At 45.2% G+C, this 14,338-nt stretch carries 14 protein-coding genes; 12 read left to right on the top strand and 2 right to left on the bottom strand.

Translation table 11 applies throughout. From position 1 onward, the window contains the following. Positions 1-13: 13 nt before the first annotated feature. From ylqF to EIZ58_RS09520, 5 genes are all read left to right on the top strand, one after another. The gene (ylqF, locus tag EIZ58_RS09500) at positions 14-904 is read left to right on the top strand and encodes a ribosome biogenesis GTPase YlqF (protein ID WP_134700355.1); all 891 of its coding nucleotides are present in this window, start codon (positions 14-16) and stop codon (positions 902-904) included. 350 nt (positions 905-1,254) lie between these two features. Next, entirely contained in the window at positions 1,255-2,040 is a 786-nt protein-coding gene (locus tag EIZ58_RS09505; RefSeq protein WP_134700356.1) for a ribonuclease HII, read from the top strand. Positions 2,041-2,052: 12 nt separating this feature from the next. Then, positions 2,053-2,730, top strand: a complete 678-nt coding sequence (locus tag EIZ58_RS09510) for a hypothetical protein (RefSeq protein WP_134700357.1) — start codon at positions 2,053-2,055, stop codon at positions 2,728-2,730. Then, positions 2,727-3,014: an EscU/YscU/HrcU family type III secretion system export apparatus switch protein gene (locus tag EIZ58_RS09515; protein WP_134700358.1), complete on the top strand. Its 288-nt coding sequence runs from the start codon at positions 2,727-2,729 to the stop codon at positions 3,012-3,014. The genes EIZ58_RS09510 and EIZ58_RS09515 overlap by 4 nt, the downstream gene beginning before the upstream one ends. Beyond that, positions 3,001-3,372 (top strand): YraN family protein, encoded by a 372-nt coding sequence (locus EIZ58_RS09520; protein ID WP_167577585.1) that lies wholly within the window; start codon positions 3,001-3,003, stop codon positions 3,370-3,372. Before EIZ58_RS09515 ends, EIZ58_RS09520 begins: the two co-directional genes overlap by 14 nt. Before the next feature lie 148 nt (positions 3,373-3,520). On the opposite strand, the gene EIZ58_RS09525 is transcribed toward EIZ58_RS09520, so the two are convergent. Beyond that, on the bottom strand, positions 3,521-3,658 hold the full coding sequence (locus EIZ58_RS09525; RefSeq protein ID WP_134700360.1) for a sporulation histidine kinase inhibitor Sda: 138 nt from the start codon (positions 3,656-3,658) through the stop codon (positions 3,521-3,523). 174 nt (positions 3,659-3,832) lie between these two features. After that, a complete protein-coding gene (locus EIZ58_RS09530; RefSeq protein ID WP_370297643.1) occupies positions 3,833-5,347 on the bottom strand; it encodes a YifB family Mg chelatase-like AAA ATPase in 1,515 nt (504 codons plus the stop codon). Between the two features lie 174 nt (positions 5,348-5,521). Here EIZ58_RS09530 and EIZ58_RS09535 point away from each other — a divergent pair, with 174 nt between their 5' ends. The 7 genes from EIZ58_RS09535 (at position 5,522) to hslV (ending at position 14,332) form a co-directional block, all read left to right on the top strand. After that, positions 5,522-6,661 carry a hypothetical protein gene (locus tag EIZ58_RS09535; RefSeq protein ID WP_134700362.1) on the top strand — a complete coding sequence of 380 codons (1,140 nt, stop codon included), beginning with the start codon at positions 5,522-5,524 and terminating at the stop codon, positions 6,659-6,661. A 163-nt stretch (positions 6,662-6,824) separates the two neighbouring features. Continuing rightward, complete coding sequence (sucC, locus tag EIZ58_RS09540; protein WP_134700363.1) at positions 6,825-7,985, top strand: ADP-forming succinate--CoA ligase subunit beta; 1,161 nt, start codon at positions 6,825-6,827, stop codon at positions 7,983-7,985. A gap of 15 nt (positions 7,986-8,000) precedes the next feature. Continuing rightward, positions 8,001-8,906 (top strand): succinate--CoA ligase subunit alpha, encoded by a 906-nt coding sequence (sucD, locus tag EIZ58_RS09545; protein ID WP_134700364.1) that lies wholly within the window; start codon positions 8,001-8,003, stop codon positions 8,904-8,906. 69 nt (positions 8,907-8,975) lie between these two features. Continuing rightward, positions 8,976-10,067 (top strand): DNA-processing protein DprA, encoded by a 1,092-nt coding sequence (dprA, locus tag EIZ58_RS09550; protein ID WP_167577586.1) that lies wholly within the window; start codon positions 8,976-8,978, stop codon positions 10,065-10,067. Between the two features lie 133 nt (positions 10,068-10,200). After that, the gene (gene topA, locus EIZ58_RS09555) at positions 10,201-12,279 is read left to right on the top strand and encodes a type I DNA topoisomerase (RefSeq protein WP_134700366.1); all 2,079 of its coding nucleotides are present in this window, start codon (positions 10,201-10,203) and stop codon (positions 12,277-12,279) included. Between the two features lie 11 nt (positions 12,280-12,290). Continuing rightward, a complete protein-coding gene (trmFO, locus tag EIZ58_RS09560; RefSeq protein ID WP_134700367.1) occupies positions 12,291-13,586 on the top strand; it encodes an FADH(2)-oxidizing methylenetetrahydrofolate--tRNA-(uracil(54)-C(5))-methyltransferase TrmFO in 1,296 nt (431 codons plus the stop codon). A 203-nt stretch (positions 13,587-13,789) separates the two neighbouring features. Continuing rightward, complete coding sequence (gene hslV / locus EIZ58_RS09565; RefSeq protein WP_205672157.1) at positions 13,790-14,332, top strand: ATP-dependent protease subunit HslV; 543 nt, start codon at positions 13,790-13,792, stop codon at positions 14,330-14,332. Positions 14,333-14,338 lie beyond the last annotated feature (6 nt).

Genomic DNA, 14,338 nt, shown 5'->3' on the forward strand with positions numbered 1-14,338 from the left:
GCAGGTGAGCAGGATGACGATTCAGTGGTTTCCGGGGCATATGGCAAAAGCCCGCAGACAAGTAACGGAAAAGCTGAAGTTGATTGATGTTGTGATTGAGTTGCTGGATGCAAGACTTCCACTTTCTAGTCGCAATCCTATGATCGATGAGATTGTTAAAGATAAGCCCAGACTAGTGCTCCTAAACAAAACGGATTTAGCAGATCCCGCTATTACCGATCAATGGATTGAGTACTTCCGTGGTCAGCAGCTGCAAGCTCTCGGTATTGATGCTTTGTCAGGACGCGGAGTTCATCGGATACCGGAACAGTGCCGCAAGCTAGTGGAGCCCATCATGGAAAAACGGCGAGCCAAAGGGATGAATGATCGAGCAGTCCGGGTAATGATCTTAGGGATTCCAAACGTAGGAAAATCATCCTTGATCAATAGGCTAGCCGGGAAAAAGGTTGCCCAAACAGGAGATCGTCCAGCAGTAACGAAATCACAGCAATGGGTAAAAATGACGGACGGATTAGATTTGCTTGATACACCTGGAATCTTATGGCCGAAGTTTGAAGACCCGCTGGTAGGATATCGCCTAGCCGCGAGTGGGGCCATTAAAGACGAGATTCTCGATGTGGGTGAAGTCTCCTTATTCGTTACGGAATACATGAGAATGTATTACCCTGAGCAGTTGAAAGACCGATTCAAGATTACCGATATCCCCGACGATCGGATCGAATTATTAGAAGAAGTCGGAAGAAAACGTGGATGTATCATGGGGCGTGGTCAAGTAGATTACGAAAAGGTCGCTCAACTGATCTTGCGTGAATTACGTTCAGGAAAAATGGGTACGATCTCCTTAGAGAGACCTAACGATCAGTTCTCCATTGAAATCCTAAAAACCGAACTAGCGGAAACATGATACAATAGAAGGGTACTCGCCATAGGTGGAGGCCCTTTTTTACTGTTTAAGAAAGTTTAAGTTCACTAAAGCATTAAAGTGAACAAACTTTCTTAGACGCATAAAAAACTTCCTCTAAAGGCGGTCTGGCTACCCTGGAAATACTTCGATAGAAGTTTTTTTTATTGGGCTGGTAGGTTCGGATGATCGTGAAATCAAGTAACTTGCTCCCGTACCGGTAATGATTCCAAGTATCTGGAGCACTTGCTAAGATTTTTTGGCTGAGATAACCGTAGCCACTCCGCTTATTTGTTCAGGCGACCCTCCCTCGGCCCTACCTAAAACACCTTAAGAAGGGATTCCAACAACAGATGACTCCAATACATAAGCTTACTATTAATCAGATAAAGGAATTACTAAGCCGTGACGATATAGATTTTGCGTTAGCCGAAAGTCTCGCTCAAGATGAACGACAGGGCGTGCAGCAATTATGGAAGCAGTATCAGAAGAGGCTGGAACGAGCTCGACAGCTGGAAGAGCAGTGGGAGAGAATGACCATTCAGGAAAAGCAGTTGAGGAAGTCAGGGCATCGTTTTATCGCCGGGGTAGACGAGGTCGGGAGAGGTCCTATAGCGGGTCCGGTGGTGGCAGCCGCTGTGATTTTGCCGGAAAATTTTTATCTAGCAGGACTTAACGATTCTAAAAAAATCTCCCCTTCACTAAGAGAAAGCTACTACGACGTGATTACGAGCCAAGCGCTTGCGTATTCCGTTGCCTTTTCCTCCCCAGAAGAAATTGATCAGTTAAACATCTATCAAGCGACGATGAAAGTGATGAGAACCTGTGTGACCCGGCTTAGCCATAAACCGGACATCTGTCTAGTGGATGGATTAGAGGTGAAGGAGTTTCCCTTGCCTCAGTTAGCCTTAGTAGGTGGTGATGGCTTAAGTGTTTCGATTGCAGCTGCCTCCATCGTCGCCAAAGTGACGAGAGACCGTTGGATGGCTGAAGCTGCCGTACAGTATCCTCACTATGGATTCGATCGCAATGCTGGATATGGTACAAGTGAACATCTTGCTGCCATTGCGCAGTACGGGCCTTGTCCTCTTCATCGGTTGACGTTTGCCGGTGTAAAGGAATGGAACCAAGCCACTTAAGAGGGTGAATGTATGATTAACGGATCTTTGCTGCGGGTGTTTCTGCAACACCCCTCGTCTTTAGGACGAGCCCATCTGGATCTTCAACCAGGCCAACAGATTAAAGGGAAAGTATTAGAACTGCTTCCAGGAAATCAAGCGATGTTGCATCTGCAAGGAATGAAGCTAATCGCGCAATTGGAGACACCAGTAGAACCTGGTAAGATCATCTGGTTTGAAGTAAAGGAAAATCAACAGAAGCTTGTTCTTAAAGCACTCTCTCAAGAGGATACTCGCTCGCTTGCCATGACGCAGCAGCAGCCCGTCCATCCTTCCGTAGACTCCTCTAACTCCTTGTTTTGGCACTTTCCTCTTCCATCAATGGAGGAATCTTCGTTTGTTCAGATTAAAGGCAGGAAAAAATCAAATGGACAGATGGATCCGGCTCATTGTCAGCTTCTTTTTGTTCTGCAACTTCCGCATCTAGGGAGCTTGATTCTAGATCTGAAAATTACTAACCGCATGACTACCATCGAACTCTTAGGAGATGAGAAGAAGCTTGAAGATCTTGTTTCTCCGTTTAGGGAGGAGCTTCAGCCCGTGCTCGAGGAGTTAGGGTATCCACTGTTGAGTGTAAAGGTCGCCGCACCCCGACCGGCCCTAAATCCGAGCTTACAAGCGCTGTATCGAGGAGTGGACGTTCGAATATGAACCAGAAGAATAAAAGAACGGCAGTCGCTGTTTCCTATTCCAGTGGGGGCTTGGCGGCCCCAGTCGTGTCGGCTAAGGGACAAGGGGTCATTGCTGATGCAATCGTCCGTCAGGCTATGCAGTATGGGGTCCCTTTACAAGAAGATAAAGCCCTCGTTGAATTGCTTTCCAAGATTGAGCTTAATCATCAGATTCCGCCAGAGCTGTATCAAGTGGTTGCCGAAGTGCTAGCCAGCGTTTATCGAATGGAGAAGAGGGCGAGGAGTAAAGGTGAGCAAACGTGAACAAGAGTGGGGACGTCTAGGGGAGTCCGCAGCTGCACGGTATTTAGAGGAGCGCGGGTATGTCATACTTGAAAGAAACTTACGGTTACTACGACATGAAATGGACATTGTGGCCGAAAGGGAGGGCCTCATTGTCTTTGTTGAGGTCAAGACACGCACGACGGAGCTGTATGGCAGTGGCGCAGAATCGGTAACCCAGCAAAAACAAAGGAGACTTATTCGCTTTGCTGAGCTTTTTCTATTGCGTTATCCGCTAGGCAAGCAAGTCAGGTTTGATGTGATCACCATTAGCGTGAACCGAGAAAACGGTCAGGTGAAAAAAGTGGTTCACTTTCCGAATGCATTTGAGCTGATGTAAGAATAAAAATAGGCGTAAAATTGGGGATTTGCCTTACTTCCTCAGGCCGACGGCTTACGTATAGTATAATGTACTCGACGCGAAAGACTCCTCCAAATCCCCCGCCTGACGGCGGGGAATTTTTTTTTTCCAAATAAAAAGCCAGCAATTACTGCTGGCGAAGTTTCGTTTGTAAATTACGTTGGTGAATCTCGTCCAATAATAGATTTATAAAGTCTCTATCTAGCTCGAGGTTTAGGGATTTATAGTATGCATCTATTAGAGCTTCGTCACTTAGTAGTTTCATAATATCACCTCGAATAGTAGTTTTACCATATTATAGCACCCCAGGGAAAAGAGAACAATCGTTCGGTTATCCACATAGAGCTGTGTATAATGTGGGGATTAATTGTGGGAATGTGTCGAAAAACCCACGATTATTAAGGGGATATTGTGATTAAAGTTATCCACAGGGGTAAATTTAGTTTAAAAAATTTTTTTCTACCGTCCGATATTGGACCGCTTCACCTATCTCATTCTCTGAAATCTGCTCGCGACCATTTAAATCTGCGAGAGTTCGAGCTAGTTTTAAGATCCGATGGTGAGATCGATGACTCATTTGCAGCCGTTCGTAGACCGTTTTTAGCAACTGACTGGCGGAGCGGGAAAGACGGCAAAACTGCCCAATCTCTATTGGAGTCATCTCTGCATTGGCTCGTGTTGGAGAGTCTTGGAACCGGGCTTTTTGAATCTCGTAGGAAGCTATAACGCGCTCCCTAATGCGTAAAGAATTTTCCGCTTGATGAGTCAACTCCACAAATGTGGGAAGGCGAGGGACTTCAATTTGAATATCAAATCGATCGAGTAAAGGCCCAGAGAGCCGTTTTCGATATCGCTCTATTTCTGCTTGTTTACAGTTGCAGCGCTGGACATCATTTGGAAAACCAAAGTAACCGCAAGGACATGGATTCATGCTGCCGATTAAGAGGAACCGTGCGGGAAAACTGATGCACTGCCGTTGACGATGCAACTCGATTCGCCGATCTTCCAAAGGCTGACGTAATAGATTCAGAACGTGACGGGGGAATTCGCATATTTCATCAAGGAATAAGACTCCATGGTGAGCGAGGGTAAGTTCCCCAGGTTTAGGGTGATTTCCGCCTCCAACCAATCCAGCAGAAGTGATCGAATGATGCGGAGAACGAAAAGGTCTGACTGGCGTATCGATAGGAAGGGATTTGCCCGCTGAACTATAGACTTTGACTACTTCCAGCCATTCCCCTTGTGAGAGGGGAGGGAGGATGGAGGGGAGACTCGAAGCTAGCATCGTTTTCCCTGTTCCTGGAGGTCCAGTAAACAAAACATTGTGAAAACCGGCAGCGGCTACTTCTAATGCTCTCTTTGCTTGGGATTGTCCAAAGATGTGAGCGAAATCATGTGTAATCGGTGAGTTAAGAGGTGGACGGATAGAGTGAAATGGAGGTCCTTTTAAGAGAAGAGGAAGTTCTTGAAGGTGATGTAGAGGGTAAACGTCTAGTTCAGAAAGTGAGGCTTCTAAGGCATTTTCCTTGGGGACGATGAGCTGAGTGAAGCCCTGTCTGCTTGCCTCTATAGCCATGGGGAGTACGCCTTGAACAGGTTTCAGGTTACCATCTAGGGACAGCTCACCAATGAGTAGCGTGGTATCCATGTTGCCCAAAGTCCATTGCTCCGATGCGGCCAGAATGCCTGCAGCAACCGGCAGATCAAAGGCAGGTCCGACCTTTCTCATGTGGGCAGGAGCTAGATTTACAGTGATCCTCCCGAGCGGGAATATAAAGCCGCTGTTGCGAATGGCTGAACGGACGCGTTCTCTAGATTCTTTTACTGCTGAATCGGGAAGTCCCACAATAGAATATTGGGGTAGTCCTTTAGAGATATCGGTTTCCACCTCGACAATGAAGCCATCGATCCCTGTGATTCCAGCACTATAAGTTTTGTGGAAAATAAGGGTCACCACCTTAAATAATATGAGAAAACATAGTAAAGTTTCGACGAATTCTCGAGATTTCCTGCAACCATAGAAGAATTTTGAAAAAAAAGAAGGAATTAGGGCTAAAGATGGAGAACGAGGTTTTAGTGGGTATAAACTTCTAACAGCCCAGTTGCTGGGCATCAGGAGGAGATGGTCTTGGCTATGCGTGTATGGAATGGGAATAAGTCACTATCGATTACGTTAACACTATTATTTCTGGCGGGGTGTTCTATCCTTTCCACAGAGCCAACGATAATTATGGAAAAAGCGCAAGATGTTGCTGAGTCCTCTTCAACTGACGCGTGGAATCAAGAGTGGGAAACGATGATTAATAACCTTAAACACGTTTCTGTCATCACGTCCGAAGGATGGGAAGTGACTATTGATCATAAGCGGTTTGTGGATGCTTTCCCAAAGAACCCTTTGAAAGCGAAATCATTTAGTCCCTCAGGTGCCTTTAATTATACTGTTTTGATTTGGTCAAGCTCTAATGAACCGAGTGTTTTGCTGATCAATCCTAAAGGCGTCCAGTGGGATAATGAATACTACGGCAATGAGGAGGCTGTAGTTTTGGCTGCTTTGGTTCGTAAAGCCGTTAGTCAAAGCTTCTTTGAGCAGCTGAACATGGACAGGATGATGCTTAGATCCAAGGATATGGATCGCACGAAGAGATTGCCGGATAATAAATTGCTACAGCTTTCGAAGCTGTTAAGAGAAGCTCAGTATATCTCGGGCAAACCTCGACTGATTTACCCGCTTTATCCTAGCTATAGTTTGGAAATTGACGCAGGGGGTAAAGAAATTGTAGCGGTAGATATCCTCTCCCCGACCCTATTTTCTGTTGCGCTAGGCGGAGAAAAGCTGTTTTTTCAATCAGATGAGTCGCTGCTTGCACCTCTCAAAGATGAGATGAGCACGATGGACTATGCTAGACAGCATCCGAAATACCTGTTTAGAGCAAAGGATATAGGTATTGTGGATCAGTCTATACCTTACCACATGGAGAGTTTGCAAATTAACCCGGACAAGGTGAACCGATTTGAGGCCAAGTCCCTCATCCATGAGCTTGTTAGAGAAATAGCTAAAGCCGAAAAAACAGACAGGCCTATAAATAACAAGGTGCTTCCCCCGCTTACCCTAGAATTTGTTTTAGACGAGAGGGTAGTGCCAGTTTACATATACACTGATCATTACGTTTACCTAGATGCCGTTTATGCAAGACAAGGGATACTTAACCAAATCAAAAAGTATGTGTACGAGGACGAGTGGTTTATTAAACAAAGACCTAAAAAATAAAGCCCCGTAGAAAAAAATAAAAAGAAAGAAGGATTTTGACATTTCCAGTCGAATATGTTTTATTTGAGTGTGCAGAATAGCTGAGTAGGGAGATTTTTCTAAACGAAAAAAAAGGAAAAGCTAATCTACATTCAGGACAGATACCGTAATAGGAGGATGGAGAATGAATATCCATGAGTATCAAGGTAAAGAGATACTAAAGCAGTACGGCGTTGCTGTTCCCAATGGAAAAGTAGCTTTTACTGCGGATGAAGCGGTGGAAGCTGCGAAAACATTAAACTCTAGCGTATATGTAGTAAAGGCCCAAATTCACGCAGGTGGAAGAGGAAAAGCTGGTGGAGTCAAGATTGCAAAAAATCTTGATGAAGTTCGCACATATGCAACAGAGTTAATCGGAAAAGTACTGGTTACTCACCAGACAGGACCGGAAGGGAAAGAAGTAAAACGTATCCTAATCGAGGAAGGCTGCGACATCAAGAAAGAATATTATATCGGTGTCGTAATCGATCGTGTAACCGGTCGTGTTACTATGATGGCCTCTGAAGAGGGGGGTACGGAGATTGAAGAAGTTGCTGAGAAGACTCCTGAAAAAATCTTTAAAGAAGTAGTTGATCCAGCAGTTGGACTTCAAGTTTTCCAAGCTCGTAAGCTTGCTTACAGCATCAATATTCCAAATGCACTAGTAAATAAGGCTGTTAAGTTTATGATGAGCTTATACCAAGCCTTTGTTGATAAGGACTGCTCTATCGCAGAAATAAACCCGCTTGTTGTAACAGGCGATGGCAATGTTATGGCCCTAGATGCTAAATTAAACTTTGATTCCAATGCTCTTTTCAGACACAAGGACGTGGTTGAACTGCGTGACTTGAATGAAGAGGATGAAAAGGAAATCGAAGCGTCTAAGCATGACCTTAACTACATCGCGCTTGACGGTAATATCGGATGTATGGTTAATGGTGCGGGACTCGCGATGGCAACCATGGATATCATTAAGTTCGCTGGCGGTGAACCGGCTAACTTCCTTGACGTTGGGGGCGGTGCCACAACAGAAAGAGTAACCGAAGCGTTCAAGCTAATTCTTTCCGATGAAAATGTTAAGGGTATCTTCGTTAACATCTTCGGTGGGATCATGAAGTGTGATGTTATTGCTAACGGGGTTGTCGAAGCTGCAAAGCAAGTACAGCTTGACCGTCCATTAGTGGTTCGTCTTGAAGGAACTAACGTTGACCTGGGCAAGAAGATCCTTAATGAGTCCGGCTTAAACATCGTTGCTGCTGAGTCTATGGCTGACGGCGCAGAAAAAATCGTTTCCTTGGTGAAATAAAAGGGGTGTGAGAGAATGAGTATTCTTGTAAATAAAAACACAAAGGTTATTACACAAGGGATTACAGGCGCAACAGGTCTGTTCCATGCTAAAGGTTGTGCAGAATACGGTACACAAATGGTAGGTGGGGTAACCCCTGGTAAAGGCGGAACTGAGATTGACGGTTTTGCTGTATATAACACCGTTCAAGAAGCGGTTAACGCTACAGGCGCTAACGCTTCTGTCATCTATGTTGCACCTGCCTTTGCTGCAGATGCCATTATGGAAGCTGTTGATGCTGAGCTTGACCTTGTTATTTGTATTACAGAAGGTATTCCTGTATTAGACATGGTTAAAGTAAAGCGTTACATGGAAGGAAAGAAAACTCGCTTAATCGGGCCAAACTGCCCAGGTGTTATTACTCCAGGCGAGTGCAAAATCGGAATTATGCCAGGATATATCCATGCTCCTGGTAAAGTCGGAATCGTTTCCCGCAGCGGTACCTTGACGTATGAAGCAGTTCATCAGTTGACTACTAACGGTATTGGACAATCTTCTGCTGTAGGTATTGGTGGAGACCCTGTAAATGGAACTGACTTTATCGACGTTCTCAAGTTATTTAATGAGGATCCAGATACCGAAGCTGTAATCATGATTGGTGAAATTGGTGGTACGGCAGAAGAAGAAGCAGCTGAATGGGTAAAGGCTAATATGAAAAAGCCTGTTGTAGGCTTTATCGGTGGTCAAACTGCCCCTCCAGGAAAGCGCATGGGTCATGCTGGTGCGATTATTTCTGGCGGAAAAGGTACTGCAGAAGAGAAAATCCGCATAATGGAAGAGTGTGGCATTCGTGTTGCCAAGACTCCGGCCGTTATGGGACAAACTCTTATTGAAGTCCTTGAAGAAAAAGGCTTGCTTGAAGTATGCAAAACCATTAAGTAAGAATTTCAAGAGGGGTCTAGCCTATAGGCTCCTCTTCTTTTATCCTAAAAGTTAGAAAGGTTGATGAAAATGACCGTTGCCCTAGAGCCGAGAGATTGGCTCATTGCGATTAGCCAGCTTGACGGGATTGGCCGAAGAACTTTACATTCCCTGCTTCCTTACCTCCAACAGCTCCCTAACTCTCTCACTATGACTCACCTCTCGCTACCATCCTTACCTAATCTTACGCTCCAACGTCGATCAAAGATCAAGGAATTGAACTCTGATGTTGTGCTTCAAGTGAAGCGGAAACTAAAAGACTTGAGAATTCAGACCATCACCAGATTAGACTCCAATTATCCGCCCTCCTTATTAGAAATCGCTGATCCCCCTTATGTACTTTATGCTCGAGGAAACCTAGAGCTTCTATCGGTACCGGCAGTCGCTGTCGTAGGTACCAGAATGCCTACTCATTATGGAAGAAAGGTAGCTTTTCAGCTATCCGCGGAATTAAGTGATGCCGGCTATGCCGTAATTTCAGGCTTAGCCAAAGGGGTTGATACAGAAGCTCACAAAGGCTCCCTGCCTTTTATAGGACGGACGATCGCTATTTTAGGCAGCGGCATCAATGTTATCTATCCTCGAGAAAACGAAGCCCTCTATAAGGAAATCATCCAACGCGGTCTGATCCTATCGGAATATCCCCCCGGTTATCCCTCTCATCCCCTTCATTTTCCTGCACGCAATCGTCTCATTAGTGGGTTGTCTCTAGGTGTTGTAGTCGTAGAGGCAGCCGTGAAAAGTGGTTCTGCCATTACGGTGCGTTGTGCGCTAGACCAAGGGAAGGATGTTTTTGCTGTACCAGGTCCGATCTATTCCCCACTAAGTCAAGGGACGAATCTGCTTATTCAAGAAGGAGCTAAACTGGTTACCCATATTCGTGATATCTTGGAGGAACTTCCATCTGAATCTTCAAATAGTGGAAACTTTTTCAAAGGGGAAGAGCTGACGGAAAGACAAAGTAAAATTTTGGATAAGATAGAGGATACAGCGATAACGATCGATCAACTAGCAGAGGAGGTTCAGATGCCCGTTCAAGAGGTGCTGACAGAGCTGCTCATATTGCAAATAAAAGGAAAAATTGAACGGATGGACGGCAGTATGTATGCAAAGAGGAAATAAAAGAAGTTTGACAAATGGATGTTGCATATTTAATAATAGGGAAGATTAACCATCCGGTATATCCAGGTTGACCATATACACATACTTGTATGAAGGTATTAAGTGATTCGTTGGGAAAGGGGGAGGGCAAAAGTTGGCAGATGCCTTAGTAATTGTAGAGTCTCCCGCAAAAGCAAAGACTATCGGGAAATATCTCGGAAAAAAATATATTGTTAAAGCCTCCATGGGCCATGTTCGTGACTTGCCTAAAAGTCAAATGGGGGTTGATGTTCAGGAAAGCTTTAATCCCAAGTATATTACCATACGCGGTAAAGGGGATGTATTGAAGGAACTCAGAGATGCAGCGAAAAAAGTAAAGAAAATCTACCTGGCAGCTGACCCTGATCGCGAAGGAGAGGCTATCGCCTGGCATTTATCGCATAGCCTCAATATGGACCAGAGTGAGCCTTGTAGGGTCGTTTTCAACGAGATAACGAAAGATGCAGTCAAGGAAGCATTTAAGCATCCTAGAAAAATTAACATGGATCTCGTGAATGCACAGCAAGCACGACGAATTCTAGATCGTCTCGTTGGTTATAACATTAGCCCTTTATTATGGAAAAAGGTAAAAAAAGGCTTAAGCGCCGGAAGAGTACAGTCGGTTTCAGTCAAATTGATTATTGATAGGGAAAATGAAATTAAAAGTTTTGTCCCTGAAGAGTATTGGACGGTAACCGCCCATTTAAAAGCAGATTCCGGAGAAATATTCGACTCCAAGTTTTATGGGTATCAGGGAACCAAGGCCGAATTAAAGTCAGAGCAAGAGATTAAGGATTTACTGCAGCGGATTGGTGATGCTCCTTTTATCGTCAAGGATATTAAGAAAAAGGAACGAAAGCGGAATCCCGCCCCTCCTTTTATTACAAGTTCCTTACAGCAGGAAGCAGCGAGAAAGCTAAATTTCCGCGCCGCGAAGACCATGATGATAGCCCAGCAATTATATGAAGGAATTGATCTAGGGAAAGAAGGGACAGTCGGTCTTATTACGTACATGAGAACGGACTCCACAAGGATTTCCCAAACGGCTATCGAGGAAGCGAAGTCGTATATTACGGAAAGCTTTGGAAAAGAATATGCCCTAGAAGAAGCCCGCACTCATGCTCAGAAGGGCAATGCCCAGGATGCTCATGAAGCGATTCGTCCCACCTCGGTTTTACGGACGCCGGAATCGATGAAGGAATTTCTTAGCCGGGACCAGCTGCGATTGTACCGTTTAATTTGGGAACGCTTTTTAGCTAGCCAGATGGCCTCGGCCATCTTGGATACGATGACCGTGACGATCGAAGCAGGTGAGGGAACCTTTAGAGCCAATGGGTCAAAGGTGAATTTCATGGGTTTCATGAAGGTTTATGTGGAAGGAAACGACGATGGAACAGAAGAAAAAGACAATATTTTGCCGCCGTTGACTGAAGGAGAGGTTCTAGCCCTTCATCAGATGGATCCGAAGCAGCACTTTACGCAGCCGCCTCCTCGCTATTCGGAAGCGAGACTCGTCCGTACGTTAGAAGAGCTTGGGATTGGGCGTCCTAGCACTTATGCCCCGACGCTTGATACGATACAAAAGCGAGGATATGTAGCTTTAGAAGACAAGCGATTTATCCCAACTGAGCTAGGGGAGATTGTAATAGAACTCATGGGCGAATTCTTCCCGGAAATATTGGATCCCACGTTTACAGCAAAAATGGAAGAGGATCTTGATTATGTGGAAGAAGGAAAAGCCGATTGGGTGAATGTCTTGGATGGATTCTACAAGGGCTTTGAGAATCGATTGCAAGTAGCCGATAAATACATGCAAGAAGTAGAGATTGAAGACGAGGTTTCCGACGAACTCTGCGAGAAATGTGGAAAACACATGGTGTATAAGCTGGGGCGATTTGGGAAGTTCTTGGCTTGTTCCGGGTTTCCGGATTGTCGCAACACCAAGGCGATTCTTAAAGAAACAGGCGTAGGCTGTCCACAATGTGAAGGCGGCATGATTGTGGAACGCAAGAGCAAAAAGAAAAGGACCTTCTATGGCTGCAGTCACTATCCGGAATGTGAGTTTGTTTCATGGGATAAGCCTATTGAAAGAAAATGTCCGAAATGCACCTCTATGCTTGTGGAGAAAAAAGGGAAAAAGAAAGAAGCCAATGTGCAGTGCACGGCTTGTGATTACATGGAAGTTACGCAGTAAGGAGATCACATATGGAAAAAGTAACCGTGGTTGGAGCAGGGTTGGCCGGCAGTGAAGCTGCCTGGCAAATTGCTGAACAAGGCGTTCAAGTCGATTTGTACGAAATGAGACCTGTCAAGCAAACGCCTGCCCATCATACCGATAAATTTGCAGAACTAGTTTGCAGTAACTCGTTAAGGGCAAACACCCTTACCAATGCAGTAGGCATTCTCAAGGAAGAGATGCGCCGCTTAAATTCAGTCATTATTCGTTCGGCTGATTCGTGTGCGGTTCCAGCGGGCGGAGCGCTCGCTGTGGATCGACATGAATTTGCCGATGCAGTCACCCAGGCGGTACGCAATCACCCTAATATTACGGTCCATAACGAAGAGATCGATACTATACCAGAAGGCATTTGTGTGATTGCCACAGGGCCTTTGACCTCGCCTTCTTTATCGGAGCAATTAAGAAAGCTTACAGGTGAGGAGTATCTGTACTTCTACGATGCGGCTGCCCCGATCATTGATAAAGAAACCATTGATATGGAAAAAGTTTTTTTAGCTTCTCGTTATGATAAAGGGGAAGCGGCTTATCTGAATTGTCCCATGTCGGAAGAAGAATTTGATCAATTCTACGAAGCGCTCACAACCGCTGAGGTCGTCCCTTTAAAAGAGTTTGAAAAAGAAATTTATTTTGAAGGATGCATGCCAGCTGAAGAAATAGCCCGCAGGGGAAAGCAAACCCTGCTGTTTGGACCCATGAAGCCTGTAGGCTTAGTGGATCCTCGAACGGGTCAACAGCCTTTTGCAGTCATCCAGTTGCGTCAGGACAACAGCGCAGGAACTCTTTACAATATGGTAGGCTTCCAAACTCATTTGAAGTGGGGGGATCAGAAACGAGTGTTCCGTATGATCCCAGGATTGGAAAATGCCGAGATTGTTCGATATGGCGTGATGCACAGGAACACCTTTATCAACAGCCCGAGACTTCTTCGAGCCACGTATCAGTATCGCGAAAGAGAAAATCTGTTCTTTGCTGGTCAGATGACTGGAGTAGAAGGATATGTCGAATCAGCAGCAGCGGGTCTTGTGGCTGGACTCAATGCAGCCCGTGTGGCAAAAGGCGAAGACACGATCACGTTCCCGCCAGAGACGGCAATTGGGAGCATGGCTCATTATATTACCACCGCGAATCCTGAACATTTTCAACCTATGAATGCAAACTTCGGTTTGTTCCCTCCATTGGAAAAAAAGATTCGCAGCAAAAAAGAAAGATATGAAAAGTTAGCAGAACGTGCACTTGAAACTATTCAGAATTTTGTTAGGTGAATATACAATTTGAGTTGCCAATAATATGCATGTTGTGATAATATTTATTAAGTCTTAAAGGGAGCTGTGATAAACAGCTCCCATTCTTCAGCTTGCGGGTGGTTCGAATCCCACCTGAAATGAAGCTGGCTAGTATCGCACCAACCTTGACATCAACCCTACATCAATTTCTGTATGGAGGGAAAGGGGATAATCAGTTGGAAATGACATTTCATGCTACGACTATTTTTGCTATCGTCCATAAGGGGCAGGGTGCTATGGCAGGAGATGGTCAGGTTACCTTCGGCAACAGTGTGGTCATGAAGCAAAGGGCCAAGAAAGTGAGAAGGCTCTACCGCGGACAAGTTATTGCCGGCTTTGCTGGGTCCGTTGCTGATGCCATCACCTTGTTTGAGAAGTTTGAAGCTAAGCTGGAGGAATTTCACGGAAATCTCCAGAGAGCAGCTGTTGAGCTGGCCAAGGAATGGAGACAGGACAAAATATTGCGCCGTCTTGAAGCGATGATGATTGTAATGAATAAGGAAAATTTGCTTCTCATCTCTGGAAACGGTGAAATCATTGAACCGGATGACGGGATTTTAGCGATTGGTTCAGGCGGCAACTTTGCGCTTTCTGCTGGTCGGGCTCTAGCCCAGTATGCAGGCGAACACATGTCGGCTAAGGAGATCGCTCAAGCTTCTCTTAAAGTGGCGGCAGAGATTTGTGTTTTCACCAATCATAATATTGTATTGGAAGAACTCGAATAGCGGGGT

It is taken from the genome of Ammoniphilus sp. YIM 78166, from assembly GCF_004522215.1.
Lineage (GTDB): Bacteria > Bacillota > Bacilli > Aneurinibacillales > RAOX-1 > YIM-78166.

Bases quoted from the DNA above. Each gene is read 5' to 3' on its own strand.
- sucD (WP_134700364.1), top strand. From the start codon at position 8,001: ATGAGTATTCTTGTAAATAAAAACACAAAGGTTATTACACAAGGGATT.
- hslV (WP_205672157.1), top strand. From the start codon at position 13,790: ATGACATTTCATGCTACGACTATTTTTGCTATCGTCCATAAGGGGCAG.
- dprA (WP_167577586.1), top strand. From the start codon at position 8,976: ATGACCGTTGCCCTAGAGCCGAGAGATTGGCTCATTGCGATTAGCCAG.
- EIZ58_RS09510 (WP_134700357.1), top strand. From the start codon at position 2,053: ATGATTAACGGATCTTTGCTGCGGGTGTTTCTGCAACACCCCTCGTCT.
- EIZ58_RS09525 (WP_134700360.1), bottom strand. From the start codon at position 3,658: ATGAAACTACTAAGTGACGAAGCTCTAATAGATGCATACTATAAATCC.
- EIZ58_RS09515 (WP_134700358.1), top strand. From the start codon at position 2,727: ATGAACCAGAAGAATAAAAGAACGGCAGTCGCTGTTTCCTATTCCAGT.
- trmFO (WP_134700367.1), top strand. From the start codon at position 12,291: ATGGAAAAAGTAACCGTGGTTGGAGCAGGGTTGGCCGGCAGTGAAGCT.
- EIZ58_RS09505 (WP_134700356.1), top strand. From the start codon at position 1,255: ATGACTCCAATACATAAGCTTACTATTAATCAGATAAAGGAATTACTA.
- ylqF (WP_134700355.1), top strand. From the start codon at position 14: ATGACGATTCAGTGGTTTCCGGGGCATATGGCAAAAGCCCGCAGACAA.
- sucC (WP_134700363.1), top strand. From the start codon at position 6,825: ATGAATATCCATGAGTATCAAGGTAAAGAGATACTAAAGCAGTACGGC.